We start from the raw sequence: 26,924 nt of genomic DNA, 5'->3' as shown, positions 1-26,924 counted from the left end.
ACGACTTTTCCGAACGGACCTCGCATGGCCGGGTCTGGTTGAACCCGCTATGGTGGTGGAGAAATATGGACGCACGGCCGAAAACACGCGGCCGTGCGGCCATGCACGGACCGAGTGGGTAGGCCGCGGACCAATGCCGCATCCTCAGTTGCTGCGCGACATGGCCCTCTTCGTCGAGGTCGCGCGCCGCAAGAGTTTCAGTCAGGCTGCGGCCGCGCTCGGCATGCCGATCTCGTCCCTGTCCCGGCGCATCACCCTGTTCGAGTCGGCGGTGGGCCTGCGGCTGCTGGACCGGACCACACGCAAGCTCGCCCTGACCTCCTACGGCGAGGCCTATCTCGCCCAGGTCTCGCGTCTCGTCGATGAGGCGCAGCGCACCTTCGACGACATGATGGCGGTGGCCAAGGGGCCGAGCGGATTCCTCAAGATCGCCGCGCCACCGGATTTCTGGGTGCTGCGCCATCTCTCCGGCGTCATCACCGAGTTCTCGTCCCAGCACGAGCACATCCACGTCCACGTCGATCTCAAGCCCGCACCGGTCGATCTCGTCGGCGACAATTACGACCTCGCCGTCGCCATCGAGGAGCCGCGGGAGACCTCGTTGATCGTGCGCAAGGTGGCCGAGGTCGAGAACGGCCTGTTCGGCGCGCCCTCCTATTTCGACGAGCGCGGCGAACCGACGACGCCGCTGGATCTGGAGAGCCATCAGGTCATCGTGCCGTCGCAGGGCACCAACGCCACGTGGTCGCTGACCCGCGACGGCGAGACCGTGGCGATCACCGTCGGCGGGCCGATCTCCTGCAACTCGCCGAGCCTCGCCCGGCGCTTCGCCGTCGCCGGGCAGGGGATCACCACCGCCAACGTCATCAACGTGGACAGCGACGTCTCCAACGGGCGCCTGCGCCGGGTGCTGCCGGACTGGACCCTGCCGGCGACGCCGGTCTATTTCGTCACCACCTCGCGGCTGCTGCCGGCCAAGTCCCGCAGCTTCATCGACTTCGCCACCAAGCGCCTCGCCACGGTGCTCGCGACCGCCTCCCGCGAGGGCCGCCGCTCCTGCTCCGGGCCCGCGCGGACGCGGGTCATCGAGCGCGCTCTGTCGTCCTGATTCCTTTGGCTGCCGTTCGCGACGGCAGATGAATCCGCGCCATCATCGCCAGCGCCGCGTGCCGGACATCGAATTCGGCACGAGGGCTTAGGCTGTTGTGCCGCATCGGCTTTTTTCCGAAAGCCGGTTCCCGCCTTTCGGGCCGATGCTCTAGGCTGTTGTGCCGCATCGCCTTTTCCGAAGGGCGGAGACCCGCGCGTCCCATGAAAAAAGGGCCGCGCCCGCAGGCACGACCCCTTCGACGCCCGATTCGGGCTCAGGCGTAGACGCTGCTCGGCGCCTGCGGGAATTTCTCGGCCAGAGCGCGGCGAAGCTTCTCCAGGGCGCGGTTCTCGATCTGGCGGACGCGCTCCTTCGAGATGCCCAGGCGATGGCCGAGCGCCTCCAGCGTCGCCTGATCCTCGGCGAGCCGGCGCTCGCGCAGGATGCGCAGCTCGCGCTCCGAAAGCACGGTGAGGGCCTGACGCAGCCAGATCAGGCGGCGCTCGCCATCGACGCGGGCCGAGACGGTCTCGTCGGGGAGCGCCGCGCCGTCCACGAGGAAATCCATCCGCTCGGACGAGGCCTCGCTGTCCTCGCCGACCGGAGCGTTCAGGGACATGTCGGGGCCCGACAGCCGGGCGTCCATCAGCGCCACGTCCTCGCGCGACACGCCGATGGCGGTGGCGATGCGGCTGTGAATCTCGGAGCCGACCTGCTCCTCGGTCGATTGCATCAGCCGGGCGCGCAGACGGCGCAGGTTGAAGAACAGGGCCTTCTGGGCCGAACTCGTGCCGCCGCGGACGATCGACCAGTTGCGCAGGATATAGTCCTGGATCGAGGCGCGGATCCACCACGTGGCGTAGGTCGAGAAGCGCACGTCCCGCTCCGGCTCGAACCGGGCCGCCGCCTCCATCAGGCCGACATGCCCTTCCTGGACGAGGTCGGCCATCGGCAGGCCGTAATGGCGGAAGCGGCCGGCCAGCGCGATGACGAGGCGCATATGGGCGGAGATCAGCCGGTGCAGGGCACGCTCGTCGCGCGCCTCCTTCCAAGCCACCGCGAGGCCCCGCTCTTCTTCCCGCGCAAGGAACGGCGCCTCCATCGCTGTCCGAACGAATTGACGCCGCATCCCCGCGATCTCTGCCATGCCCGCCTCTCTCGTGAGCGTTCTTGGATAGGACCGCAGGGTGACGGTTCGTTCGCGAGGAGCCCGCGGATGCGGACGCGAACGCACCCTGGGTCGGGCCATTCGTGGCTCAGGCACAACACATTGCTGCGGGGGTGGTTCCCTGCGAGCGCGTGGAACCGATCACAAGAAATTCAAGAGGCATGCATATCACGCATGAAAAAAGGGCCCGGCTTGCGCCAGACCCTCTCGTAGACATGAGCGAATCGTGAGGCCGGCGGCTTCGCCGCCCGGCCACCGCCTCAGGCGGCCTCCTCCACGTCCCCCTCGTCGCCCTCACCCTCGGCATCCGCATCGGCCTTGGCGCGGCGCGGCGACTTGGCGAGGCTCTGCTCGATCAGCTTGAGCGCCTCGGTCTCGGTGATCTTGTTCACCGAGGAGATCTCACGCACGACGCGGTCGAGGGCGGCCTCGTAGAGCTGGCGCTCGCTGTAGGACTGCTCGGGCTGAGCCTCAGAGCGGTAGAGGTCGCGCACGACTTCGGTGACCGAGATCAGGTCGCCGGAATTGATCTTGGCCTCGTATTCCTGGGCGCGGCGCGACCACATCGTCCGCTTGACGCGGGCGCGGCCGGTCAGCACGTCGAGGGCCTTCTTGACGAGCTCCGGCTCGGCGAGCTTGCGCATGCCGACGCTGTTGGCCTTCGCGGTGGGCACGCGCAGGACCATCTTGTCCTTCTCGAAGGAAACGACGAACAGTTCGAGCTTGTAGCCGGCGATCTCCTGCTCCTCGATCGCGGTGATCCGCCCGACGCCGTGCGCCGGATACACGACCGCCTCGCCGGTCTTGAAGCCTTGGCGGCCTGCCGTCGTCTTCTTGGCTGTGGTCATGCGGAATGAGCCTCCACTGTCATCCACGCGGGTCTCGAGCCCGCGCTCGTCGCTTCCGGGGTGGGACACCCGGCGCACGCCTCGCCCGGCGGGCCCGATCCGAAGGCCTGCCGGTTCCCGGGCATTGGTCCGCGCTGCCCACACCGCACGAGAGAACGCGCCGGGAGCGAAATGCTTCCGGCGGTCGATCGCAGCCAACCTCGTTTCCAGGAAGATGGAACCCGCCGGGGCGGTGACGGAGGAAGCGCATCGGGCGTGAGCGACGGCGGCCATCCGTATAGCACGAATGGCCGGCGAATCAAAGGATTGCCGGCGCGTCGGGCGCGTATCCGCGGGGGATGACGAAAGCAGGGCAGGGCCTCGAAGCGAGGCCGCCCGCGGGATTATGCGGTGGAGGCCGAACGCGCCGGCTCAGTCGCCGGAGCCCGGATTGGCCGAGAAATGCGCCTCGAACTTGCCGGCCACGCCGTCCCACTGCTTGGCGTCGGTGGGCGCATCCTTCTTCTGGGTGATGTTCGGCCAGGTCTTGGCGTAGTCGGCGTTGAGCTTGAGCCAGGTCTCGAGGTCGCCCTCGGTGTCGGGCTTGATCGCCTCGGCGGGGCATTCGGGCTCGCACACGCCGCAATCGATGCACTCGTCGGGATGGATCACGAGCATGTTCTCACCCTCGTAGAAGCAATCCACGGGGCACACCTCGACGCAGTCCATGTACTTGCACTTGATGCAATTGTCGGTGACGACGTAGGTCATGGGCCGTTCGGTCCTGCAATCCTCTCCGCGCCGCGAGGGACGCGCGCCCGGTCTCGGGCGGATTTCCCTGGCCGCAACACGGTTGTTCGTGTCGCGGGCGCCGCCCGGTCGGCCAAGCGCTCTAGACCCTGACCGGTGGGCTGACAAGCGCCGTTCAACCGCACCGGCCGTATCCTTGCCGGGCAAACCGATCGCGGGGCGCCGCGCCGACGGAACGCGAGCGGTCGCCCCCGCCGTCACGACGGCGGCATCGCGGTATCCCGCCGGCCGGCCCACCGGTTCCGACAAAGTCGAGGAATGCCGGAAAGGTCTGCGTAGTCTGAGTCGTTGGTTAATTTTACTGTCTTCGACAATCGAGCTTGTCGGCCACGCAACCTTGGCTGCACTTGTCGCGTCGAGAGGAGCGCGCGCCGGAATCGGCGGCGGCGCTCGACACCTCAAGTAACGCGTCTCGCCGAGGACTCTTCATCAGATGGCCGCCCTCCCTCTTCGTCCCGCCCTGTTCGCCGCGGCCTTCGCGCTGTCGGCGAGCGCCGTCCCGGCCCAGGCCGGCGGCGGCTGCGTCAGCGCCGAGTGCTACCGCCGCGTCACCACGCCGCCGGTCTACGACACAGTCTCCGAGCAGGTGCTGGTCCAGCCCGCCCGCACGGTCTACCGCTCGACCCCGCCGGTCTACGAGACCGTGTCCGAGCGCGTGCTGGTCGCCCCCGGCGGCCGCCGCTGGCAGACGAGCACCGACGCCTACGGCCAGCTCGTCGGCTGCTGGGTGACGACTCCGCCGCAATACGCCGTGCAGACCCGCCGCGTGCTGGTGCGCCCCGCGGAGGTGATCCCGCAGACCCTGCCGCCGGTCTACGCCACGACGCAGCGCCAGGTGCTGGTCCAGCCCGCCCGCGCCGCCTGGGTGCCCGCCGCCGCGCCGGCCTACGGCCCCCGCCCCGGCTATGGCCCCGGCTATGGCCCCTTGGGCGTCGGCTCGATCCCCGACGCCTTCGGCCTCGCCGGCGCCTCCGCCGCCGATATCGGGGTCGGCCTCGGCTTCTCCCGCGGCAGCGTCTACGACGGCTACTGATTCTGTTCGGGTGAACCGTGCCATCGCTCGGCCACGAGCGGTGGCTTCCGTATTCCGGGCGCGAAGAGCGCCCGGCGGAGCGGGCCTCGGCTCTGGCCGAGGCCGACTAGCGAAGCGAAAGCCTGAGGCCGCGGACGCGGCCGCCGGCGCTTGAGGCCGACAAGAGAAAAATCGGCCTTGAATCGGCTAGCCTGCGCCGTAGCTCCCTTCCCCGAGAGAGATCGGGGAGCGGGGCATGGCGGCGTTCAAGGCCTGGGTGATCGAGAAGGCGGAGGGCGGCCAGACCCTGGCGCTGCGCGATGTCGAACCGTCCGAACTGATGGACGGCGAGGTCACCGTACGGGTCTCGCATTCGGGCCTGAACTACAAGGACGGGCTCGCCATGACCGGCCGGATGCCGGTGGTGCGCCGCTTTCCCATGATCCCCGGCATCGATTTCGCCGGCACCGTCGAGACCTCCGGGCACCCCGCCTACAAGCCGGGCGATGCCGTGGTGCTGACCGGCTGGGGCGTCGGCGAGACCCATCTCGGCGGGCTGGCGCAGGTCGCGCGCGTGCGCGGCGACTGGCTGGTGCCGCTGCCCGAGGGCCTCACGCCCGCCCGCGCCATGGCGGTCGGCACCGCCGGCTACACCGCGATGCTCTCCGTGCTGGCCCTGGAGCGCCACGGCCTCACCCCGGAATCCGGCCCGGCCCTGGTGACGGGCGCGGCGGGCGGCGTCGGCTCGGTGGCGGTCGCCCTCCTCGAAAGGGCGGGCTGGCACGTCGTCGCCGCGACCGGCCGCGGCGACGAGGCGGATTACCTGAAGGAACTCGGCGCGGCCGAAATTCTGGAGCGCGAGGCGCTGGCCGGCGAGCCGCGTCCCCTGGCCAAGGAGCGCTGGGCGGCCGGCATCGACGCGGTCGGCGGCCGTGTGCTGGCCAACGCCCTGGCGATGACCAAGGGGGGAGGGGCCATCGCGGCCTGCGGCAATGCCGGCGGCATGGACCTGCCTTCCTCGGTGGCGCCGTTCATCCTGCGCGGCGTCTCGCTCCTCGGCATCAACAGCGTGACGACCCCGCTGGAGCCGCGCCGCGCCGCCTGGGCGCGGCTCGCCCGCGATCTCGATCTCGCGCTCCTCGATCGCATGACGACGACCATCCCGTTGGAAGAGGCCGGCGCCCGCGCCGAGGCGCTGCTCGCCGGCAAGGTGCGCGGACGCACGATCGTCGCGATGGCGTGACGCCTCCAGGGGAACCGCCCGCCGGTTCCGCGCATTGCCGCGCCCATGAGCAGAGCATTCGTCCGTGAGCCGGAGGGCGGCGAGGCCTTCGAGGAACTGCCCGACCGGCCGATCTCCCCCCACCCCAACTACGTCACGCCCGAGGGCCTCGCGCAGATCGAGGCCGAGGCGGGGCGGCTGGAGGCCGAATTGTCCGGTCTGTCCCGCGACGACAAGGCGGCCCATGCCCGCGTCTCGCGCGATCTGCGCTACTGGAGCCTGCGCAAGAATTCGGCCCAGCTCGTGGACGAGGCGTCCGACGGCGAGACTGTGCGCTTCGGCGCGACCGTGACGGTGCTGCGCGAGGACGACACCCGCCAGACGTTTCGGATCGTCGGCGAGGACGAGGCCGATCCGAATGCCGGATCGATCTCCTACGTGGCCCCGCTCGCCCGCGCGCTGACCGGCAAGGGCATCGGCGACACGGTCACGGTCAACGACCACGAATTCGAGATCGCGGAAATCCGCTGACCGCCGCCGCGGCGGACCCGTTCGCCGGCCCGCCGCGCGCGTCCGAGATCAGCGGGCCGCAGGTGCGGTGGTCGCGCCGTTGCTGTTGTTGCTCTTCGGATGGCCGATGGCGCCGGTCGTGTCCTGGCTCGGATTTCCGGCTGGGACCTGGCCGCGGCGCTCCAAGGTCCCCCCATCGGCCGCCCCGCCCTTGCCCCCCATGCCGCCCGGCTCGCCCCTGCTGCGCTCCGTCGCAGCGGGAGCCGCGGCTCCCTGAGCCCAGGCTCCGCCGGCAAGTCCGAGAAGGAGGGCGGCGGCCAGCGCCGGTGTGATGATCCGCGTAGGTTTCTGCATGGCGAGTCTCGTCTCTGTCGTCGTTGGATGCCCGGCGTAACGCGCGGTCGGGGAGGCGGGTTCGCGCTCGCCATCCCGGCCCGCACCGGGACCGCCCGCCGAGAAAAGAACCGCCGAACGGCAAAGACCCGCTTGCGACCCCGGAAAGTGCCAGCTATACACCCGCTCGCCGACGGCCTTCGGGGCGGGCGGCTTCGGAGTGTAGCGCAGTCTGGTAGCGCACCACGTTCGGGACGTGGGGGTCGCAGGTTCAAATCCTGCCACTCCGACCAAACAAGAGGAGATCACCCGAAAAGGGTGGCAAGACAAAACAAGGGCGCCCGTAGCTCAGCTGGATAGAGCACCAGACTACGAATCTGGGGGTCAGAGGTTCGAATCCTTTCGGGCGCGCCATTCATTCTTCGACAAAATCAAAGAGCAAGACAGCTCAGCGCTTGCTGCCCTCAGGCAGTCCGCCTCCTGGCCGCACCGTCGCGGGAAGCAAATCGGTTTTGCTCCGCGAGCCTCTACCGCTGCGGTTCTTCCCAACAGCGCACCACGCTCCCATGATGGCTCAAGTCGGCTGATGCCGGCACGGGTCTGGGCTCTACCTCCTGACCGATGGCGAGCCGCCAGCCCTTGAGAGTGCGCGGACCGGGCCCGGTTTCGTATCGAAAATCGGTCTGATCAATGTGCCGCCCACGAGGTCGGATCTCGGCAGACCACGAGACCGCGCGCGTTGTACCTCGCTCGCGATTGAGCCGTACAAGACGACGCGATCCGCTTGGCATTGCATCCGCTGCAGGGATTCGCGGCGGCGAGGAGGCCCGCGGCGGTAAGCACGAACAGCGCTGTCCGGGTCAGGGACGGACCGCCTGATGGGGCGGTGTTCTCCCCTCGACAGGGACATCGGCGCGGCAGGCCGGCTTTCGCCGACGCACCCGCAGACGGTTTTCGAACTTCTTTTCGGGGGCCGGCGCGGACCGGCTCATCGACCGCACCGAACGCGCCCGCTTGACATAATCGCAATTTACATCTTAGTTATTCGCACAATGCGAATAAGAGGCCGCCATGAGTGAGGACGCGTTTCTCGCGACCTACGACCCGTCTGCCTACGGGCGCCTCGCGCTCACCGTCGACGTGGTCCTGCTCGGGCTTCGCGACGGCCGCCCCGCCGCGCTGCTGTTGAAGCGGGATGAGCCCCCGCAGGCGGGGCTCTGGGCGCTGCCCGGCGGCTTCGTCGGCGTGGCGGAGACGCTCGAGGCGGCGGCCGATCGGGTGCTGCGCGAGAAGGCGGGGCTCTCGGGGCTCCATCTCGAACAGCTCTACACCTTCGGCGCGATCGACCGCGATCCGCGCATGCGCATCGTGTCGGTCGCCTATCTGGCCCTGTTGCCGGAGACCGCCTTCGCCGCGGCGGCCCGCAACGGCGCGGGCCTGCGGCCGGCGGTGATCGAGGTGCCCTGGGCCGGCGAGGCGGGGGGCCCGGTCGCGGTGCGGGCGCCCGAGGACGGCCAGGAGCGCGGCCCGCTGCCCCTCGCCTTCGACCACGCCGACATCCTGGCGCTCGCGATCCTGCGGCTTCGGGGCAAGCTCGACTACTCGAGCGTCGGCTTCGCCCTGCTGCCGGACCGCTTCACCCTGCGCCAGCTCCAGGACGTGCACGAGGCGATCCTCGGCACCGCCCTCAACAAACCCGCCTTCCGCCGCCGGATGCTCGACCGCGGCTGGCTCGAACCCACCGGCGCGCGCGCGGCCGGCACCTCGTTCCGCCCGCCCGAACTCTACCGCTTCCGCCAACCCCGCTGATCGTTTTCGAGGAGGATGCCGTGGCCACGATCCGCAATCTCGGTCCGGTCGCCCAGCTGCGCAGCGAGGCGAGCCGGCACGTCATCCGCTACCGCAACGGCCGCGTCCGCCAGAGCGGGCGGGGCCTCGTGTTCTGGTTCCGACCGGAGACGGCGAGCATCAGCGAAGTGCCGATGGACGACCGCGAGATGACCCTGTTCGTGCGCGGGCGCAGCCGGGACTTCCAGAGCGTCGCGGTGCAGGGCACGATCGGCTGGCACGTCGTCGATCCGGAGCTGCTGGCCAGCCGCATCGACTTCTCGATCGGCCTCAGGAAGGGCCAGTTCCAGGGCGAGCCGATCGAGCGGATCGAGGCCCGGCTCTCCGGCATCGCCGGTCAGACGGTGCTGCAGCACCTCGGCGCGAGCCCGGTGCGCGCCCTGCTCGATGCCGGTCCGGAGCCGCTGCGCCTCCTTCTCGAAGCGGTGCTGATGGAAGCCCCGGCGCTCGCCGAGATCGGCATCGCTCCGGTCTCGATGCGGCTCACCAACCTCGCGCCGACGAGCGAACTGGAGCGGGCGCTCCAGACGCCGACTTTTGAAGCCTTGCAGCAGAAGGCCGACGAGGCGACCTTCGCCCGCCGCGCGCTCGCGGTCGAGAAGGAGCGCGCCATCGCCGAGAACGAACTCGCGACCCGCACCGAGCTGGCGCAGCGCGAATCCGGCCTCATTGCCCGCGAGGCCGAGAATGCCCGCGACCGGGCGGCGGGGCTCGCCGAGGCGCGCGGCCTGGAGGCGGCGGCGGAGGCCGAGCGCATCCGCCTCGTCGAAGGCGCGCGGGCCGAGGCCGAGGCGCGCCGCGTGGCGGTCTACCGCGACCTGCCGCCGGCGACCCTGCTCGGCCTGGCGGCGCGGGAGCTCGCGGGCAAGCTGGAGACGATCGAGCACGTCAACCTCACCCCCGATCTCCTCGCCAGCGTGATCGGGGAGTTCCGCCGGGCGGCCCCCCTCACGGCCCCCCGCTGAGGAGTCGATGCGATGGCGGCGATTCCTCCGCGCGCCGTGTTCGTCACCCGCGACACGGATTACGAGTTGCTGCTGGCCCGGCACGCGACCCGCGGACAGGCCCAGTTCTTCCTGGAGAGCCGCGGGCAGTCCCTCGGCGAGGTCGAGGATCGCCACGCCCGGTTCCACGCGGTGCTGGCGCAGGCCCGCGCCGCGGTGCCGGGGGAGTGGCGGCAGGCGCTGGCGCGCCGGGCCGACCTCGACCGCTTCCTGTTCGCCCCGGAGGACGTCGTCGTCGCGGTCGGACAGGACGGGCTGGTCGCCAACGTCGCGAAATATCTCGACGGCCAGCCGGTGATCGGCCTCAATCCGGCACCGGACCTCTACGACGGCGTTCTGGCGCGGATCGCCGTCGAGCGCCTCGGGCCCCTGCTGCCGGCGACCGTGGCCGGCGCCGCCGGAATCGAGCGGCGCACCATGGTGCAGGCGGTGCTCGACGACGGGCAGCGGCTGCTGGCCCTCAACGAAATCTTCGTCGGCCACCGCAGCCACCAATCCGCACGCTACCGGATCGCGGCGGGCGCGGCGGCGGAGGACCACGCGTCGAGCGGGCTCATCGTCGCCTCGGGCACCGGGGCGACGGGCTGGGCGCGCTCGATCAGCGAGGCGACCGGGCTCGGCTTCCCCCTCGGCCCTGAGGAATCGGCCGTCGGCTACTGGGTGCGCGAGCCCTTCCCCAGCGTGGCCACCTCCACGCATCTGCGGGCGGGGAAGCTCACCGCGGCGACGCTCTCGGTGGTCTCGCGGATGAACGAGGGCGGCGTGGTCTTCGCCGACGGGATCGAGCAGGACTTCATCGCCTTCGACTGGGGCCGCCACGTCGAGATCGGCCCGGCCTCCCGGACGCTCAACCTCATCGCGGGGGACGGCGGCTGACGGATCGATGCAACGACACCGATCGTTGCAAGCGCACCCGCCTCAGCGCCCGTAGATGTCCTCGACGCGGATGATGTCGTCCTCGCCCGTGTAGGAGCCGACCTGCACCTCGATGAGTTCGAGGGGGATCTTCCCGGGATTGGTCAGGCGGTGCATCGAGCCGATCGGCAGGTAGATCGCCTCGTTCTCATGAACCAGCGCCACGCGCTCGTTGAGCGTGACCTCGGCCGTGCCCTTGACGACCACCCAGTGCTCGGCGCGATGGAAGTGCTTCTGCAACGAGAGGCGTCCGCCCGGCGTCACCATGATCCGCTTCACCTGGAAACGCTCACCGATGTCGATGCGCTGATACCAGCCCCAGGGCCGGTACATGCGCCGATGCGTATCGGCCTCCGGATGCGCCTTGGCCCGCAATCGTCCGACCAGTTCCTTCACCCGCCCCGACTGCGCCTTGGAGGCGACCAGCACGGCGTCGGGGGTCGTCACCACCACCACGTCCTCCAGGCCGACGACCGTGGTCAGCCCCTCGACCTCGCTGTGCACGAGGCTGTTGCGCGTGCCGATCACCTCGACGCGGCCGCGCAAGGCGTTGCCGTCCCCATCCCGCTCCAGAACGCTCCAGACCGCGTCCCAGGTGCCGACATCCGACCAAGCGAAGGACACCGGAAGCACGCCGGCGCACCCCGTGCGCTCCATCACCGCGTAATCGATCGAGATCTTCGGAATCGTCTCGAACGCCGCGGCATCGAGGCGCACGAAATCGAGATCCGTCGTCGCCGCCTCGAGCGCCGCGCGAGCGCCCGCGAGCACATCCGGAGCGAAGGTTTCGAGTTCGGCCAGCATCGTATCGGCGCGGAACAGGAAGTAGCCGGAATTCCACAGCGCGCCTTCGGCGATGAGGCGCTCGGCACCGGCCCTGTCCGGCTTCTCGACGAAGCGCTCGACCGCGCAAGGCCCCCGGCTTCCCCCGTCATCGGACAAGGCGGCGCCGCGGCGGATGTAGCCGTAATCGGCGGCGGGCCGGGTCGGTTCGATGCCGAGCGTCATGATGGAGCCGGTGCGAGCCGCGGCGGCGGCCGTCGCGACAGCCCGGCGAAAGGCCTCCGCATCGCCGATGACGTGGTCGGCGGCCAGGATCAGCACGATCGCCTCGGGGTCCGTCCGGGCGCCGTGAAGCGCCGCGACCGCCACCGCGGCGGCGGAGTCGCGCCCCTGCGGCTCGAGGACGATGTCGGCCGGCAGCCCGATCTGCGCGAGCTGTTCGGCCACGATGAAGCGGGACTCGGCCGCCGCGATCACGGTCGGCCGGGCGAAGAGGCCGGGCTCGGCGACACGGCGCATCGTCGCCTGAAAGGTGGACTGCTCCAAGTCGACGAGACGCGCGAATTGCTTGGGCATGCACTCGCGCGATGCCGGCCAGAGCCGGGTGCCCGCCCCGCCGCACAGGATCACGGGATGGATGAGAGCAGAAGACTTGCGCACCGTTTCGACGCCCCTTGTTTCGAGTCACCGCGCCTCTTGGGCCGCTCCTCAGCGCTTCGTCCTGGATAACGGATCCGGGCCGAAGCTCTCCTCTTTTTCTTGCAGCCTCGTCATTTTTCGAAAGGCTGAAGAACGCTCCCAGCAACCCGCCTTATTTTATCACGTCATTTTCTATAAACAGCGCCATTGATATTTCAAAACAAAATCACTACCATATGATATAAAAACCGACATCGATCTATCGCACAAAAATCTAAATTAAAAAATAAATAGTACAAAAATCACGTCTTTCGACAGGTCGACTGCATGCATTCTCGCACGACGGGGCCCAAGACATCCAAGTTCACGGGTTTTGCGAGAAACCAAGCCCCCAGAACGATGTCGCCGAACCGGGGCTGGCTCTGCGCGGAGGTGATGAGAATTGCGAGATGGGGAAACTCGCGGCTGGCGACCCGAGCCAGTTCGTATCCATCGACCTCCCCGGGCGTGATCACGTCCGTGATCAGGACATGCGCATCGCGGGCCCGGCGGAGATAGGCGAGGGCCTCATCGCAGGTCGAGACGGCCATCACGCGAAATCCCTCACGGGACAGCGCGGCGCAGGTCGTGATCCGGATGGCGACCTCATCGTCCGCGACGACGACGAGAGGGCTGCCCTCCACATCCGCGCCGCCTCGAGAGGATGGCGGAGCATGCGCACGAAGTTGGGACACGCTCGAACACCATCGGCCGGCCAGAGGGCATCTCAATCGATGGCCGACACGGTATCGATGCCGGCCAGGTCAGGGAATGGAACGGCATCCCCTGCCTTCATGGCGGCGAGAACAGCAATCGCCGTGCCACGAGACACGAAGGTCGTGAGCCTCATCGAGGCCGGCACGGTCGAGAGCGCGGTTTCGGCTCCGGGCTCGACACTGTGACCCAGGCTGTGCGCGCACCGGCGAAACATCCTCGGCAGGCAGCGGCTCCACTGGGCCTGAAGGCGATGCCGCGCCGTCACGGATCAGGAGACCGCACGCGCCTTCGTTGCAGTGCGGCAAATTCGGCAGGACGGGCCATCCGTCCAACTTGCGGGTCGTCGCCCGTCATGGGGCGCAGCGGACGGACTCGCGCGCTCTCGCGGCCCGGCACGCGACGCCCGCCACCCGCTTCAGGCACCGCTCCATCTCGGCGCCGGGGCCGATGATGTCGTTGTATGACTTGGCCGAATCAGCCACATATTCCCTAAAATCCAGCTTAAACTCCGAAAATCATACAAAATCATTCCAGACAGAAGCAACCGCTTCAAAGTTGACCGAAAATTTGAAATGAATATCGACGAAACTGTCAAGTCATATCGCTATCGGTCTTCGACTCACGGGCCCGATGCGCAGGAAATCGGCGCTGAACAAATGAGCCGAACTGCGTAGAAGACAGGCGTCCGACTGCGTAGAAGGCGGGCGCCCCGGATCGAAGACAGGACTAATTGCCTATACCACCAGAGAATGTGCCCAAAAAGAAATCGCGCGGATAAAAAGTTGTGCAGCATCTGCCCGCGCCGAGACTTGTCTTGCTGCGCTGCACCAGCAATTATGACGCCGTGTGGTTAACGATGTCTTTCGTCGATCCCGACATGAGGGAGGCCCGGGTGTCAGATCAAAACCTATTCGTCGTCAGCCCACATCTGAAGAAGCAGACTTTCCGGCCATTGGTGCGGCGCCCATCGGGGTCGCGCGGATTGGTGGATCGCACGCTCAAACGCGGTTTCGATGTGGGCACCGCGCTGACGGCCCTGATCGTGCTGTTACCTCTGCTGATCCTGGTCGCCCTGGCGATCTGGGCCTTCGATGGTGGCTCGCCCTTCTACAGTCATCGGCGTCTGGGCCGCCGTCAGACGAGCTTCGGCTGTCTGAAGTTCCGCACCATGCGGGTGGACAGCCAGGAGGCCCTGGCCCGCCATCTCGCCGAGAATCCGGATGCGCTCGCCGAGTGGAACCGGAGCCGCAAACTCAAGAACGATCCGCGCATCACCCCGATCGGCCGCGTGCTGCGCAAGTCGAGCCTCGACGAGCTGCCGCAGCTGATCAACATCGTCCGGGGCGAGATGAGCATCGTCGGGCCCCGTCCCATCGTCGAGGCGGAGGTCGAGAAGTATGGGGATGCGGCGTCCGCGTATTTCGCGGTGCGCCCGGGCCTGACCGGCGCTTGGCAGATCAGCGGCCGCTCGGACACGAGCTATGCCGAGCGGGTGCGCCTCGACCGGCAGTATGTCGAGTCCCAGAACTTCCTCAGCGATCTGCTGATCATCCTCCGCACGATCCCGGCCGTCTTCCTGGTGAAGGGCTCGTATTAGAGCGCTTCCCGACGAAGGGGATGCCGGCTCGGCGCAAGAAGGCGCGTCGAGACGAAAACCTGGAGCCGCCCGGACCCGACGGGGTCGGGCGCGGCTCTCGAAGGGCGAGGGGGATGTCCGCCGCTCGGCCTGCCGATCACGGGAGACGGGCCAGACCATCGCGGGTCGGCGCTCGCGTCCTTCCGCCTGTGCAGCGGCGCCCTGCTGCCCCCAGCCGTCCCGACCCGTCCGTCCCGGAGAAGCGTCATGCGTGTTGCGATCGTCCATTACTGGCTTGTCGGCATGCGCGGCGGCGAGAAGGTGCTCGAAGCGCTCTGCCGCATGTATCCCGACGCCGACATCTTCACGCATGTGGTCGTGCCGGAGGCGCTGTCGGACGATCTGCGCCGCCACACCATCCGCACCTCGTTCATCGCCAAGCTTCCGCGGGCGGCGCGGATGTACAAATCCTACCTGCCGCTGATGCCGCTGGCGTTGGAACAGCTCGATCTCAGCGGTTACGACCTGATCATCAGCAGTGAATCGGGCCCGGCCAAGGGCGTCGTCCCGCCGGAGGGCGCCGTCCACATCTGCTATTGCCACTCGCCGATGCGGTACATCTGGAACATGTACCACGATTACCGGCGCAGCGCCGGGCCGATCGCCCGGGCCACCATGCCGCTGCTGACCCATTACCTGCGGACCTGGGATGCCAGTTCGGCCGCGCGGGTCGATCGGTTCGTCGCGAATTCGAGCACGGTGTCCGGCCGCATCCGCCGCTACTACCGCCGGGACGCCGAGGTCATCCATCCGCCGGTCGATGTCAGCGCCTTCGCGCCGGTCGCGCCGGAGGAGGTCGGCGACTACTACCTGATGGTCGGTGAACTCGTCCGCTACAAGCGGCCGGACATTGCCGTCCGGGCCTTCAACGCGCTGAGACGGCGCCTCGTGATCATCGGCGGCGGCGAGATGCTGGGCGAGCTGCGCGCCCTCGCCGGCCCCACCGTGGAGGTTCTCGGGGCCCAGCCCTTCGCCACCCTGCGGCATCATTATGCGCGGGCGCGCGGCCTCATCTTCCCCGGCGAGGAGGATTTCGGGATCGTGCCCGTGGAGGCGATGGCGAGTGGTCGCCCGGTCATCGCCTACGGACGCGGCGGCGCCACCGAGACGGTGGTCGAGGCCCGCACCGGCGTGTTCTTCCACGAGCAGAGCGAAGAGGCCTTGATCGACGCGGTCGCGCGCCTGGAAGGTCTCGATCTCGACCCGGCCGAGATCGCCCTGCACGCACGCCAGTTCAATCCCGCCCGGTTCGAGCGCCAGATGCGCCAGGCCGTCGGCGCCGCCTGGATGGGCACCTATGGCAGCCAGCCGCCGGTCGCCGCGCCCGAGGCGGCCGGTCTGCCGGTTCCGCTGAGCCGCAGACGGCCGGCCTATGCGTGAAGATCGGGCGCTTCGCGGAGCGTGGCGGCGATGAGGGCCGCTTCCCCCCGAATGGCCGCCCGGCCGATGGCACGACCGATCTGGGGCGGTGAGCGCTCCGAGGAGGAGGCCTGGGCCGGCATCGTCTCGACCCTGAGGCTCCTGCGCTCGAAAAGGGTGTTCCTGGCGCTGTGGGTCGCGGCCTTCGTCGCGGCGGGCGCGGTCTACGTGAAACTGCTGCGGCCGGACTTCGTCGCCACGACGCAGGTTCTGCTGCAGCCGCGGGTCATCATCAACGACGGTCCCGAGGATGTCCGGCACTTCCACCAGTTCATGATCGACGGCGAGCAGTGCGAGACCGAACTGCGCGCCCTGCGCTCGGAGCAATTGCTCTATCAGGTCTTCAAGGCGCTGAACCTGTCCGAGGCTCCCGAGAGCCGCAGCGGCGCGGACGGGCTCTGGGCCTATCTCGGCGCCAAGATCCGCCGGTTCGAGCGCCTCATCGAGCCCGCCGCGGACGGTGTCCCGTCCTTCTACGCGTTCGCCAACCGCGTGCGCGCGCGCCGGCTCGGGCTGTCCTACGTCATCGAGATCTCCTACCGCGCGCAGAGCGCCAAACAGGCGACGCGGGTCGTGAACGCGATTGCCGTGGCCTACGCCGCCCACCGCCTGCGCGGCGTGCTGGCCCGTGAGAAGCGCCGGGGCGCCTATCTCGAGAGCCGCGTGAACAGCCTGCACACGCAGCTTCTGGCGGCCAGCGCCGGCCTGCGCCTGGGAAGCATCCCCGACGGCGGCATGCCCGATGCCGACGTGCGCCTGCTCGGGCCCGCCAAGCTCCCGCTGCGCAGCGCGTTCCCGAAGCCGGCGCCGCTGCTGGCGATGCTGGCCGGGCTCGGCGCGATGAGCGGCCTGCTCATCGTGCTGCTGCCGCAGTCCGTCTCTCGGCCCACGGTGCGGACCGCCCGCATCGGCCGCCCCATCGGACCATCGCCCGAACGCGTGAGGATCGCATGAGAACGCGTCTCCAGACCCGGTATGCCGCGGCCCGCCTGGCCCTGGTCCTGTTGCTCACCGCCACCGGCGCGGCCTCCGGTGCCGCCTGGGCCGACGAGCCCTACCGGCTCGGGCCCCAGGACCGGCTGGAGGTCAAGGTCTCCGACCTGCGGGCCGGCACGGGCGAGGCCTACCAGTGGCAGGCCTTCGACGGCGAGTTCACGGTGACGCCCTCCGGACAGGTGGCGTTGCCCCTGGTCGGCGAGATCGAGGCCAGCGGCCGCACGACGACGGAGGTCGCGGCCGAACTCACGGAGCGGCTGAAGGCCAAGGCCGGCCTCGCCACCAAGCCCGACGCCTCGGTCCAGGTCGTCAAGTTCCGCCCGATCTACGTGCTGGGCAGCGTCGAGAAGCCGGGCGAGTACGATTACCGGCCCCAGCTCAGCGTCCTTCAGGCGGTCAGCATCGCCGGCGGCATGCAGCGGGTGCCCACCGACCTCCTGCTGCGCTTCACCCGCGACGCCGTGCAGGCCCGCGGCGACATCGAGGAATTGTCGGCGACCCGTCTCGCGCTGATCGCCCGACAGGCCCGTCTCGATGCGGAGATCCGGGAGATCCCCATCGCCTTCCCGGTGGAGCTTCAAACCCGCGGCAAGGACCCCGAGATCGCCCGGATCCTGCGCGAGGAGCGCCTCACCCTCGACACCCGCCGGGCGGCGCTCGAGTCGCAGATCCTCAATCTCAAGCAATACAAGGAATTCCTGACGGAGCAGATCGCGTCGCTGACGGCGAAGGACGTCAAGACCGCCGATCAGCTCGAACTGATGAAGAACGAACTCTCCCGCATCGCCGGCCTCGTGGCGAAGGGGCTCTCGGCGATGCCGCGGCAGATCGAGGCGTCGCAGACCATCGCGACCCTCGAATCCAACCGGCTCGACATTCAGATCGCCGTGATCCGGGCCCGGCAGGACATCTCGAAGGCCGACCGCGACATCCTCGACCTGAGGGATCAGCGCCGCAACGTCGCCCTGCAGGAATCGGCCGAGACGCGGATCAAGCTCAACGAGACCGAGGCCAAGATCGGGGCGTCCAACAACCTCCTGCGCCAGGCCGAGATCACCTCGCCCGCGGCCGTGCTGGCCAATTCCGAGGCCTTCTCCAAGCCGGACTACGTCATCCTGCGCCGCCGCGGCGGCAAGGCGGAATCGCTGCCGGCCGACGAGGACGACCTGCTGCAACCCGGCGACGTGGTGCGCGTGCAGCCGCGGATGACCAGCCCGAACCCTGCGGTCGCCGACAGAGGCGCCCGGGCCTCCGCCGACTCGTCCGGCAATTACTGAGGCACGCCCGTGAGCTGGCCTGCCGCGCTCCTGTGGGTCCTGATCGTCGCGGCGGCCGCCTCGAACGGACCGGGCCTGCTCTACCTACTGATGGTCTGCGGCGCGTTCGGCTCCCTGCAGATGCTGCCGGGAAGCGGCGGGGCGACCCTGCTGCCGCAATCGGTCTGCGCCGCGGTCTTCGTCTGCAAGGTGCTGATCCAGCGCGGCAACGTCCTGCGCGGCGTCGAAGCCGCCCTCGACCCGCAGCGGCTCCTCCTGTTCACGGCCTTCCTCGTCTACGCCCTGTTCGGCGCCGTGGTGCTGCCGCGCCTGTTCGCCGGGATGATCGAGGTCGTGCCGGTCTCCGCCTTCCGGTTCGGCACGGACATCCTGAAGCCGGGAGCGGGCAACATCACCCAGTCCGGCTACATGATGCTGTCCTACGCCGCCACTCTGGCCTTCGCGATCATCGGCCAGACGGACGCCCTGCGCGCCCATTACCGGCGCGCGCTGCTCTACGCGGCCTTCGCGCTCGTCGCCACCGGCCTCGTCGATCTGATCACCTACACCCTCAACATCGGCGCCGTCCTCGATCCGTTCCGCACGGCGACCTACGCGCTCCTGACAGATGTCGAGGCCGACGGGGCCAAGCGCGTCGTGGGTCTGATGCCGGAGGCCTCCAGCTACGGCACGGCCTGCGTCGGCTTCGCGGCGGCCCTCATCTTCACCCGGCCGCTCTACCGTGCGGGCGTCGAGCAGCTCCTGGTGCTGGGTGCGATCGTCGCCCTCCTGCTGATGACCCTGCTCTCGACCTCGTCCACGGCCTATGTCGGCCTCGCGGTGCTGGGGGCGGTCTACGGCCTCGACCTGCTCGTGCGCATGCTCGATGCGGGCAATCCGCGCCGTGGGCAGATCGGCCTGGAATTCGGCCTCATCGTGCTCGCCGTCTTCGCGGTGTTCGCCGCCTTCGTGATCAAGCCGACGCTGTTCGACCCGGTCGTCGCGATGGTCGACAAGATGGTCTTCCAGAAGTCGAGCTCGGCCTCCTACGCCGAGCGCAGCCTGTGGAACCGGGTCGGCTGGCACGCCTTCCTGGATTCCGGCGGCCTCGGCGTCGGGCTCGGCTCGATCCGCGTCTCGAACTGGGCGATCTCGATCCTCGGCAGCACCGGCCTCTTCGGAGCGCTGCTGATGTTCGGCTTCATCGCGCAGCAGCTCGTGGCCGCCCCGCGGGGGGCTTCGCGCGAGGCCCTCCTGTTCGCCACGGTCACGAAGCTCGCCCTCGTGCCGGTGCTGGTGATGTACCAGCTCTCCGGGACCATTCCCGACATCGGCATCGCCGTCTCCGCGGCGCTCGGCATGATCGCCGCCACCCACACGCCCTCCGTCGGCCTGCGGCCGGTATCCCGCTCGCCGCGCGGGAGCTTGTCCGCATCGGGCGGTCCATCGGAGGTCCGGTCGTGATCGGGATCGCCGCACGCGACCGCGCAGGTTCGGCCGCCATGCCGCGCGGGGCTCTCCGCCCCCGCAGCCCGGCGGCACGGCGCAGGAACCGGGAACGGGTCGGCCGCGCCCTCGGGACCGGCCCTGAATTCCGAAGACACGAAAGCGTTACCTGCGCCGGAACGATCCGATCAAGACAAGACAAGTCGATGCATTTGGCACAATTGATGCGAAGCCGTCATCGATGGCACTATTCTGAAGTCCGCCCGCGTGTCGAAACCTCCGCTACGTTGCTCACTCGGCGAGGGGCCGATGTATTATGCCGACGCGCCGCATTTCACCCGCGGCCCGCCCCTGAGGCGCCCCGGCGTGTCTCCTGCGCTGGCCTTCGCGATCAACGGCCGCTTCTATGCCCAACCGGTGACCGGCGTGCAGCGCTATGCCCGGGAGATCGTCTCGGTGCTCGACGGCCTGCTGGACGACCGGGCTGCGCGGGTCCGGCTGATCCTGCCGCCGGCCGCGACCACCGTGCCGGCTCTCTCGGCGATCCGGACCTGCCACGCGGAGGGCGCCTCCGGCCATCTCTGGGAGCAGGCGATCCTGCCCCTGCGCACGGACGCGCCGCTGCTCAATCTCTGCAACACGGGACCGGTCTCGCTGCGCCGTCAGATCGTGTGCATGCACGACACCAACGTGTTCGACGCGCCCGGCAGCTACAGCCCCACCTTCCGCGCGCTCTACCGGGTGCTGCTGCCGAGCCTCGTCAAGCGCGGGGCGATGATCACCTCGGTCTCGCATTTCTCGGCCGGGCAGCTCGCCCAGCGCCTCGGCATCGCGCCGCGGGCGATCACGGTCATGCACAACGGGCACGAGCACGTGTACCGCTGGAGCGCGGCGCGCTCCGACCTGCCGGCCCGCCTCGACGGAATCCGGCCCTTCGTCCTGCTGCTCGGAAGCCGGGCCCGGCACAAGAACGCCGCCTTCATCCTGCGGCAGGCGGCGGCGCTCGACGCGCTGGGCATCGACCTCGTGGTGGCCGGCGGCTCGGCGGCGATCTTCTCGCCGACGGAATCCGTCAGGGCCAGCAACATCCACGGCCTCGGCTTCGTCACGGACGACGACCTCGCCTGGCTCTACGCGCACGCACTCTGCCTGGCCTTTCCCTCGCGCTCCGAAGGGTTCGGCCTGCCCGTCCTCGAAGCGATGGCCCTCGGCTGCCCGGTCGTGGCCTCGGACCAGTCGTGCCTGCCGGAAATCTGCGGCGCGGCCGCCCTCCTGGCGGGGCCGGACGACGCGCCGACGTGGCAGGCGCATTTCCGCAACCTCGTCACCTCGCCGGCCCTGCGGGCCGATCTGCGCGGGCGCGGACTGGAACGCGCGAAGGCCTTCTCCTGGCACAACGCGGCGCAGGGCTATCTCGCCCTGCTGCGCGACATCTAGAGCGCTTTCCGACGAAGTGGATGCCGGTTCGTCGAAAGAAAGCGCGACTCAACAAAGGCTTAGAGATGCGTCCCGACCCAACGCGATCGGACGCAGCTCTAGAGCATCGGCCCGAAAGATGGAAACCGGCTTTCGGAAAAAAGCCGATGCGGCACAACACCATAGAACATCGTCCCGGATCCCGTGTCTGGGACGATGCTCGAGAGCCGCGCCCGGCCACGTCGGGTCGGGACGCATCGCCGAGTCTTCGCGGCCGCGTGCCGTCTTTCGACCGAGCGGCCTCCGCTCCGTCGGCGCGCGCGCGAGGCCCCGGCCCGATCGCGACGCGATCCGGATCTGCACCCGGCGCGGCGGCGGCGCGCACGCAGATTGCTTGGCCGGGACGCCGGATCCGATCGTTTCATGCCAGCGAGAGAAGCCAGCGGTGATGAGCATCAGGCCCCTCCACAGCACCGACACCGAGCCGGCGCGCGTCTGCGTCGGCATCGCGACCCGCGGTCGCCCGGATCAACTCGCGGCGATGCTCGACCATCTCGCCCGCCAGACCCTCAAGCCGCACACGATCATCGTCTGCTGCACGGGCCCGGCCGATGTCGGCGCGGTCGCCGCGCGGGCGGACGTGACGGTGGTCTACGAACAGCCGGGCCTCGCCCGGCAGCGCAACGGCATCCTGCGGGCGCTGCCGGACGGCACGGATTGGGTCGTCTTCTTCGACGACGACTTCTATCCCGATCCCCGCTGGATCGAGACCGTGTCGCGGGCCTTCCGCGTCGAGCCGGGGCTCGCCTGCATCACCGGCCACGTGCTGGCCGACGGCATCCTCGGGCCCGGCCTCACCCGGGAGGAGGCGCTGGCGCACATCGCCGCCCACGATCCGGCCACGAGCGACTGGGTGATCCCGGGCTACAGCCCCTACGGCTGCAACATGGCCTTCCGCTGCGCGGCGATCGAGGGGCTGCGGTTCGACGAGCGGCTCGTCCTCTACGGCTGGCTGGAGGACCGCGACTTCGGAACCCGCGTCGAGCAGCGCGGCGGCCGGCTGATCAAGCTCGGGACCGCGACCGGCGTCCATCTCGGCGTCAAGGGCGGCCGGGTGTCCGGGCGCAAGCTCGGCTACTCCCAGGTGATGAACCCGGTCTACATGTACCGGAAGAGCACGATGACGACCGCCCAGCTGGTGCGCCAGATCGCCCGCAACGTCGCGTCCAACCTCGCGAAGTCGGCCCGGCCCGAGCCCTATGTCGACCGTCGCGGGCGCCTCGCCGGAAACCTCATCGCCGCCTGCGACCTGCTGCGCATGCGCCTGACCCCGGAACGGGCCGCCTCCCTATGAACTACACCCCCTTCTTCGTCCGCCCGGACGACCCGCACGACGACGCGCGCGCCGGGCGCGAACCGATCGACCCCGGCGGGCCCGGGCACGATCTCGAGACCACGCTGATCGGCGACCTGATCGCCGCGATCCGGCGGCGGGCGGTCCCTCTCGCGCTCTGGGTCCTGGTCTGTACGGCCGCCGGCGTCGCCTACGTGCTGATCGCCGATCCCGAATTCAGGGCCGCGGCGCAGATCGCGCTGGAACCGCGGGTGCGCCTGCCGCCGGGGGCCGATGCGGCCGCCGCCGCCGCCGCGACCGCCCCGACGCTCGACAGCGCCCAGGCGGAGAGCCAGGTGCAGGTCATCCAATCGGCGCGCAACCTGCGCTACGTCTTCGACACGCTCGGCCTCGACACCGATCCGGCCTACGCGGAGAAGCCGCCCGGCTTCCTTCGCCGGACCCTCGACCGCCTCCTCGCCCTGCTCCCGCTGCCGGCCCCACCGCCGCTCACGCCCGAAGAAAAGGCGATGCGCGCCCGCGAGATCGCGTTCCAGAACTTCTCCGATCGGGTCCAGGTCAAGCGGCTGGGACAATCCTACGTTCTCGAAGTGTCCTTCCGGGGCCTGACGCCGCAGGATACCGCCCGCCTGACGAACGCCATCGCGGCCGCCTATATCCGCGACCAAGTGCTGGTCCGCGCCGCCTCGGACCAGCGCGGCACCGAGTTCCTGCAGGGCCGGATCGCCCTGATCCAGGCCCAGAGGAAGGCGGCCGACGAGGCCGTCGCCACCGGTGTGATCACCGACTTCCAGTTCCCGGACTCGGATGCCCGCATCGTCGGCGCGGCGTTGCGGCCCCTCGTGGCGGCTTATCCGCAGACCAAGCTGATCCTCCTGCTCGGCGCCTTCTTCGGCCTCGTCAGCGGCGTCGGCGGCATCGCGGTCCTGCACAGCTTCGACCGCACCGTGCGCTCGCCGGCCCAGATCCGACGCGTGTTCGGTCTCGAATGTTTCCTCGTCCCGCGCTTCAAGGGCGGGCGGCTGATGGAGACCGCAACCCCCAAGCGGCGCGACGCCGCGTTCGCCCTCGCCCTCAGCCAGTTGCGCACCGTCCTGTTCTCTTCCGAGGGCGCGTCCCGCTCCGTCTCGATCGGCTTCGTCGCCTGTCGGAAGGGCACGGGCTGCAGCACGCTCAGCGCCCATCTCGCCCGCCTGGTCTCGGCATCGGGCGACCGGGTGGTGCTGGTGGATGCCGATCTGCGCGAGCCCGAACTCACCCGCCGCTTCGCCCCGCAGGCGACGGCCGGGCTCGAAGACTTCGCCCTCTCCTGCGGCACCGACGCGGACCTCCCGGAAGTCCCGCTCGACGCCTCGCTCAGCTTCGTGCCCGCCGTCGCGGCCGGGCGGACGGCCCACCCCGACGCCTTCCTCGGAACGCAGGCGTTGCGCGCGGCGCTGGCGCGGTTCGGCGGCAAGAGGCCCCTCGTCCTCGATCTGCCGCCGCTCGACGCGTCCGCCGACGCTCAGGCGATCGGGCCGATGCTGACCGGCATCGTCCTCGTCGCCCACCTCGACCGGACGAAGCTCGACGAGCTCGCGGACGCGATCCGCGCCCTCGGCTCGACCCATTGTCGCGTCCTGGGGATCGTCCTCAACGATCCGGCGCAGTCTCGCACCGCCTGGAGGCGCATCCGTGCATCGGCCTAGGGCGCTTCTCGACGACATCGACACCGGTCCGGCGGCGGCATGCGCGGCGACGGAGCCCCGTGAGGCCTCCCGATCCGACGGGATCGGGCCCGGATCCCGCGCGGAGCATCGGGCGGGGGGACTGCGGATCGGCCTCTTCAACGTCAAGTACAGCCCGAACCTGGGCGACGGCCTCCTCGCGGAATGCATCGAGGCCGAGCTCAAGCGCGTCCTGCCCGGCCTCACCGTGGAGGCCTTCGATCTGGCCGGCCGCACGGACTACGTCGAGGGCGGGCGCCTGCGGGGGACGGCGTTGCGCCTGCTTCAGAGCTGCCCGACCCCCGTGCGCCACGGCATCGCGCGCACGCTGCTCGGCCGCTCCATGAGCCGGCAACGCCCGGTCTGGCGCGCGCGGCTCGCCGGCATCGACGCCGCTGTGACCGGCGGCGGCAACCTGTTCAGCGACGCCGACCTCAATTTCCCGCTCAAGATCGAGGCCGCCTGGGGCGAATTGCGCGCCGCCGGCATCCCGACCGCGGTGTTCGCCGTCGGCGCGGCCGACAACTGGTCCGAGACCGGGGCCGCCCTGTTCCGCCGCGCGCTGGCGGGCACGCGCATCCTCGACGCCTCGGTGAGGGACGCGCGCTCCGCCGAGATCTGGAACCGCCGGCTCGGTCCGTCCGGCGCGCCCCCGGCGCGGGTGGTGCACGATCCCGGCCTGCTGGTCGCCCGCCACGTGCCGCAGGTCCGCAGGCCGGGCACGACGCCGCGGATCGGCCTCGGCCTCACGCATCCGACCACCCTGCGCTACCATTCCGACGAGGCGGCGGTGAGCGAGCGCGACCTGACCGCGTGGTATGCCGCGCTGGTCCGCGGCTGCGTCGCGCGGGGATGGGCCGTCGATGTCTTCACCAACGGCAGCCCGGAGGACGAGGCCTATCTGCGCCGCCTGCGCCCGACCCTGGCCGAGGCCGCCCCGGCCGGCGGGCCGGCGATGACCTTCGCCCCGCGCTTCCGCAACCCGAGCGAGCTCGCGACCTTCGTGTCGGGCCTCGACCTGCTGATGGCCCACCGGCTCCACGCCAACATCGCGGCCTATTCCTACGGCATCCCCCAGATCGGCTTCACCTGGGACCGCAAGCTCGTCAGCTTCTTCGAGCTCGTCGGGCGCGGCGACTTCGTCCGCACCGCCGGCCGCGAGGCCCCCGAGACCGTGCTGGCGCTGGCCGAGCGCGGCCTGCGCGAGGGGCTCGACCGCCGCCGCCACGCCGCGATCCTCGACGAGGCCCGCGCGGACATCGCCGTTCTCGCCGAGGCGCTGCGGACGGGCGCCGGGGCCGGCGCCGCGACCCGCCGTGAGGCGCACGCATGAGCGCTCTGCCCGCCGCCGCCGCGCCTGCCCACGCCGACGAGGCCGTGCCGGCACGTCGGAGGGAATCCGGCCCGATGCCGAGCCGCGTCGTCGTGATCAACGACCGCTCCCTCGCCTTCGGCGGCGCCACGGGCCTCGCGCTGCTGAGCGCGGGCCTCCTGCGCGCGCGCGGCCTCCCGGTCACCTACCTCGCCGGCGACGAGGGCCGGAATCCCGTCCTCGACGAGGCCGGCATCCCGGTCCACGCGCTCGGAGGCCGGCGGCTGCTCGAAGCGGGCGCCCTGGCGAGCCTGCGCCGCGGCCTCTACAACCCGGCCACCCTCGATCTCGTCGGCGACCTGATCCGCCAGGACGATCCCGGTACGGTCTACCATCTCCATACCTGGAGCCAGATCCTCTCGCCCTCCGTGTTCCGGGCGCTCGAGCCCGTGCGCGAGCGGTTGTTCGTGAGCGCACACGACTTCTTCCTCACCTGCCCGAACGGCGCCTACGCCTTGTTCCGGCAGGGCGAGGCCTGTCCGCACGTGCCGCTGGGCCTCGCCTGCCTCACGACGCAATGCGACCGCCGCAGCTACGCCCACAAGCTCTGGCGGGTGGCGCGCCAAACGGTGCAGGCCCGAACCCTGCACTATCGGGGCGGGGGCCCGCGCGTCCTGGCCATCCACGCGGCGATGCGACCGCTGCTGGTCCGCGGCGGCGTGCCGGACGAATCGATCACCACGCTCCCGAACCCGATCACGCCCTGGAGCCCCACCCGGATCGCGGCCGAGGGCAACCGCACCTTCGTGTTCGTCGGACGTCTGAACGAGGAGAAGGGCCCCGACCTCGCGGCCCGGGCCGCGCGGAGGGCGGGCGTCCCGCTCATGGTGATCGGCGACGGGCCGCTCCTCGAGACGCTGCGGCGCGCCCATCCCGAGGTCGTGTTTCCCGGCCGCCAGCCGGCCGAGACGGTGGCGCGCCTCGTCTGCGACGCCCGCGCACTGGTCATGCCCTCGCGTTACCCGGAGCCCTACGGACTCGTGGCGGGCGAGGCCCTGTGGAGCGGCCTGCCGGTGATCCTGACGGACCAAGCGCTGCTCGCCGCCGACATCGTGGCCCGCGAGGCCGGGCTCGCCTGCGACCCGCGCGACGAGGCGGCGCTGGCCGGGGCCATGGCGCGGCTGGCGGGCGACGACGCGCTGACCGAGCAGATGAGCCGCAACGCCTTCACCCGGACGGCCGATCTCGGCCACAGCGCGCAGGGCTGGACCGACGCCCTGCTCGACGCCTACGCCACGGCCCTCTCGGCGGGCCTCTCGCCGGCGCGGGCCGCTTTGCCCGCCTGACCGACCGTCCCGTTCATCGGAGAGCCGCCGCCCCGTGAACATCCAGGCCAAAATCGAGCAGGTCCGCCGCATCTACGGGGCCAGCGGCGCTCCGGCCCCCTGATCCTCGATCTCCTGCGC

At 69.9% G+C, this 26,924-nt stretch carries 24 protein-coding genes and 2 tRNA genes; 19 read left to right on the top strand and 7 right to left on the bottom strand.

Annotation, left to right across the window (positions count from 1 at the left end; all coding sequences use genetic code 11):
• The first annotated feature begins 133 nt into the window (after positions 1 to 133).
• Entirely contained in the window at positions 134 to 1,108 is a 975-nt protein-coding gene (locus tag BM140_RS01555) for a LysR family transcriptional regulator (RefSeq protein ID WP_091941248.1), read from the top strand.
• A gap of 256 nt (positions 1,109 to 1,364) precedes the next feature.
• On the opposite strand, the gene BM140_RS01550 is transcribed toward BM140_RS01555, so the two are convergent.
• The 3 genes from BM140_RS01550 to fdxA all read right to left on the bottom strand — a co-directional run bounded on the left by BM140_RS01550 (position 1,365) and on the right by fdxA (position 3,856).
• Entirely contained in the window at positions 1,365 to 2,237 is an 873-nt protein-coding gene (locus BM140_RS01550; protein ID WP_091941246.1) for an RNA polymerase factor sigma-32, read from the bottom strand.
• A 281-nt stretch (positions 2,238 to 2,518) separates the two neighbouring features.
• Positions 2,519 to 3,106 carry a CarD family transcriptional regulator gene (locus BM140_RS01545; RefSeq protein WP_091941244.1) on the bottom strand — a complete coding sequence of 196 codons (588 nt, stop codon included), beginning with the start codon at positions 3,104 to 3,106 and terminating at the stop codon, positions 2,519 to 2,521.
• Between the two features lie 411 nt (positions 3,107 to 3,517).
• Positions 3,518 to 3,856, bottom strand: a complete 339-nt coding sequence (fdxA, locus tag BM140_RS01540) for a ferredoxin FdxA (RefSeq protein ID WP_091941242.1) — start codon at positions 3,854 to 3,856, stop codon at positions 3,518 to 3,520.
• A gap of 472 nt (positions 3,857 to 4,328) precedes the next feature.
• On the opposite strand from fdxA, the gene BM140_RS01535 reads away from it, so the two are divergent.
• From BM140_RS01535 to greA, 3 genes are all read left to right on the top strand, one after another.
• Complete coding sequence (locus BM140_RS01535; RefSeq protein ID WP_091941240.1) at positions 4,329 to 4,928, top strand: hypothetical protein; 600 nt, start codon at positions 4,329 to 4,331, stop codon at positions 4,926 to 4,928.
• 235 nt (positions 4,929 to 5,163) lie between these two features.
• Positions 5,164 to 6,150: an acrylyl-CoA reductase (NADPH) gene (gene acuI / locus BM140_RS01530; RefSeq protein ID WP_091941238.1), complete on the top strand. Its 987-nt coding sequence runs from the start codon at positions 5,164 to 5,166 to the stop codon at positions 6,148 to 6,150.
• A gap of 45 nt (positions 6,151 to 6,195) precedes the next feature.
• Positions 6,196 to 6,660 carry a transcription elongation factor GreA gene (gene greA / locus BM140_RS01525; RefSeq protein WP_091941236.1) on the top strand — a complete coding sequence of 155 codons (465 nt, stop codon included), beginning with the start codon at positions 6,196 to 6,198 and terminating at the stop codon, positions 6,658 to 6,660.
• A gap of 48 nt (positions 6,661 to 6,708) precedes the next feature.
• Here the strand turns inward: greA and BM140_RS25310 are convergent, their stop codons facing one another.
• Positions 6,709 to 6,993, bottom strand: a complete 285-nt coding sequence (locus BM140_RS25310; RefSeq protein WP_131803719.1) for a hypothetical protein — start codon at positions 6,991 to 6,993, stop codon at positions 6,709 to 6,711.
• A gap of 195 nt (positions 6,994 to 7,188) precedes the next feature.
• Between BM140_RS25310 and BM140_RS01520 the strand changes: the two genes are divergently transcribed.
• The 5 genes from BM140_RS01520 (at position 7,189) to BM140_RS01500 (ending at position 10,700) form a co-directional block, all read left to right on the top strand.
• Positions 7,189 to 7,265, top strand: a tRNA-Pro gene (locus BM140_RS01520).
• Positions 7,266 to 7,309: 44 nt separating this feature from the next.
• Positions 7,310 to 7,386: transfer RNA gene (locus BM140_RS01515), tRNA-Arg, on the top strand.
• Positions 7,387 to 8,043: 657 nt separating this feature from the next.
• Positions 8,044 to 8,781, top strand: coding sequence for an NUDIX hydrolase (locus tag BM140_RS01510; protein WP_091941233.1), 738 nt, complete (start codon positions 8,044 to 8,046; stop codon positions 8,779 to 8,781).
• 20 nt (positions 8,782 to 8,801) lie between these two features.
• Positions 8,802 to 9,785 (top strand): SPFH domain-containing protein, encoded by a 984-nt coding sequence (locus BM140_RS01505; RefSeq protein ID WP_091941231.1) that lies wholly within the window; start codon positions 8,802 to 8,804, stop codon positions 9,783 to 9,785.
• A 12-nt stretch (positions 9,786 to 9,797) separates the two neighbouring features.
• Positions 9,798 to 10,700 (top strand): diacylglycerol kinase catalytic domain-containing protein, encoded by a 903-nt coding sequence (locus tag BM140_RS01500; RefSeq protein WP_091941229.1) that lies wholly within the window; start codon positions 9,798 to 9,800, stop codon positions 10,698 to 10,700.
• Between the two features lie 42 nt (positions 10,701 to 10,742).
• Here BM140_RS01500 and BM140_RS01495 read toward each other — a convergent pair whose 3' ends face one another.
• The 3 genes from BM140_RS01495 to BM140_RS26530 form a co-directional block, all read right to left on the bottom strand.
• Positions 10,743 to 12,182, bottom strand: coding sequence for a mannose-1-phosphate guanylyltransferase/mannose-6-phosphate isomerase (locus BM140_RS01495; protein ID WP_091941227.1), 1,440 nt, complete (start codon positions 12,180 to 12,182; stop codon positions 10,743 to 10,745).
• Positions 12,183 to 12,463: 281 nt separating this feature from the next.
• Positions 12,464 to 12,844: a response regulator gene (locus BM140_RS01490; protein WP_165616366.1), complete on the bottom strand. Its 381-nt coding sequence runs from the start codon at positions 12,842 to 12,844 to the stop codon at positions 12,464 to 12,466.
• 83 nt (positions 12,845 to 12,927) lie between these two features.
• On the bottom strand, positions 12,928 to 13,050 hold the full coding sequence (locus BM140_RS26530) for a hypothetical protein (protein WP_280142575.1): 123 nt from the start codon (positions 13,048 to 13,050) through the stop codon (positions 12,928 to 12,930).
• A 681-nt stretch (positions 13,051 to 13,731) separates the two neighbouring features.
• Between BM140_RS26530 and BM140_RS01480 the strand changes: the two genes are divergently transcribed.
• From BM140_RS01480 to BM140_RS01435, 10 genes are all read left to right on the top strand, one after another.
• On the top strand, positions 13,732 to 14,514 hold the full coding sequence (locus BM140_RS01480; RefSeq protein ID WP_244535240.1) for a sugar transferase: 783 nt from the start codon (positions 13,732 to 13,734) through the stop codon (positions 14,512 to 14,514).
• Positions 14,515 to 14,760: 246 nt separating this feature from the next.
• Positions 14,761 to 15,933 carry a glycosyltransferase gene (locus tag BM140_RS01475; protein WP_091941220.1) on the top strand — a complete coding sequence of 391 codons (1,173 nt, stop codon included), beginning with the start codon at positions 14,761 to 14,763 and terminating at the stop codon, positions 15,931 to 15,933.
• A gap of 66 nt (positions 15,934 to 15,999) precedes the next feature.
• Positions 16,000 to 16,926 carry a GumC domain-containing protein gene (locus BM140_RS01470; protein ID WP_165616365.1) on the top strand — a complete coding sequence of 309 codons (927 nt, stop codon included), beginning with the start codon at positions 16,000 to 16,002 and terminating at the stop codon, positions 16,924 to 16,926.
• Positions 16,923 to 18,245, top strand: a complete 1,323-nt coding sequence (locus BM140_RS01465; RefSeq protein WP_091941216.1) for a polysaccharide biosynthesis/export family protein — start codon at positions 16,923 to 16,925, stop codon at positions 18,243 to 18,245. Before BM140_RS01470 ends, BM140_RS01465 begins: the two co-directional genes overlap by 4 nt.
• A 9-nt stretch (positions 18,246 to 18,254) precedes the next feature.
• A complete protein-coding gene (locus tag BM140_RS01460; protein WP_091941214.1) occupies positions 18,255 to 19,688 on the top strand; it encodes a hypothetical protein in 1,434 nt (477 codons plus the stop codon).
• A gap of 291 nt (positions 19,689 to 19,979) precedes the next feature.
• Positions 19,980 to 21,107: a glycosyltransferase family 4 protein gene (locus BM140_RS01455; protein ID WP_091941212.1), complete on the top strand. Its 1,128-nt coding sequence runs from the start codon at positions 19,980 to 19,982 to the stop codon at positions 21,105 to 21,107.
• Positions 21,108 to 21,534: 427 nt separating this feature from the next.
• Positions 21,535 to 22,440, top strand: coding sequence for a glycosyltransferase family 2 protein (locus tag BM140_RS01450; protein WP_091941210.1), 906 nt, complete (start codon positions 21,535 to 21,537; stop codon positions 22,438 to 22,440).
• A complete protein-coding gene (locus tag BM140_RS01445; RefSeq protein ID WP_091941208.1) occupies positions 22,437 to 24,128 on the top strand; it encodes a tyrosine-protein kinase domain-containing protein in 1,692 nt (563 codons plus the stop codon). Before BM140_RS01450 ends, BM140_RS01445 begins: the two co-directional genes overlap by 4 nt.
• A complete protein-coding gene (locus tag BM140_RS01440; protein ID WP_244535239.1) occupies positions 24,115 to 25,479 on the top strand; it encodes a polysaccharide pyruvyl transferase family protein in 1,365 nt (454 codons plus the stop codon). The genes BM140_RS01445 and BM140_RS01440 overlap by 14 nt, the downstream gene beginning before the upstream one ends.
• Entirely contained in the window at positions 25,476 to 26,804 is a 1,329-nt protein-coding gene (locus BM140_RS01435; RefSeq protein WP_091941206.1) for a glycosyltransferase family 4 protein, read from the top strand. The genes BM140_RS01440 and BM140_RS01435 overlap by 4 nt, the downstream gene beginning before the upstream one ends.
• Positions 26,805 to 26,924 lie beyond the last annotated feature (120 nt).

The sequence above is a fragment of the Methylorubrum salsuginis genome, from assembly GCF_900114375.1.
Taxonomy (GTDB): Bacteria; Pseudomonadota; Alphaproteobacteria; order Rhizobiales; family Beijerinckiaceae; genus Methylobacterium; species Methylobacterium salsuginis.
This window is presented reverse-complemented; position numbering and strand designations above follow the sequence as displayed.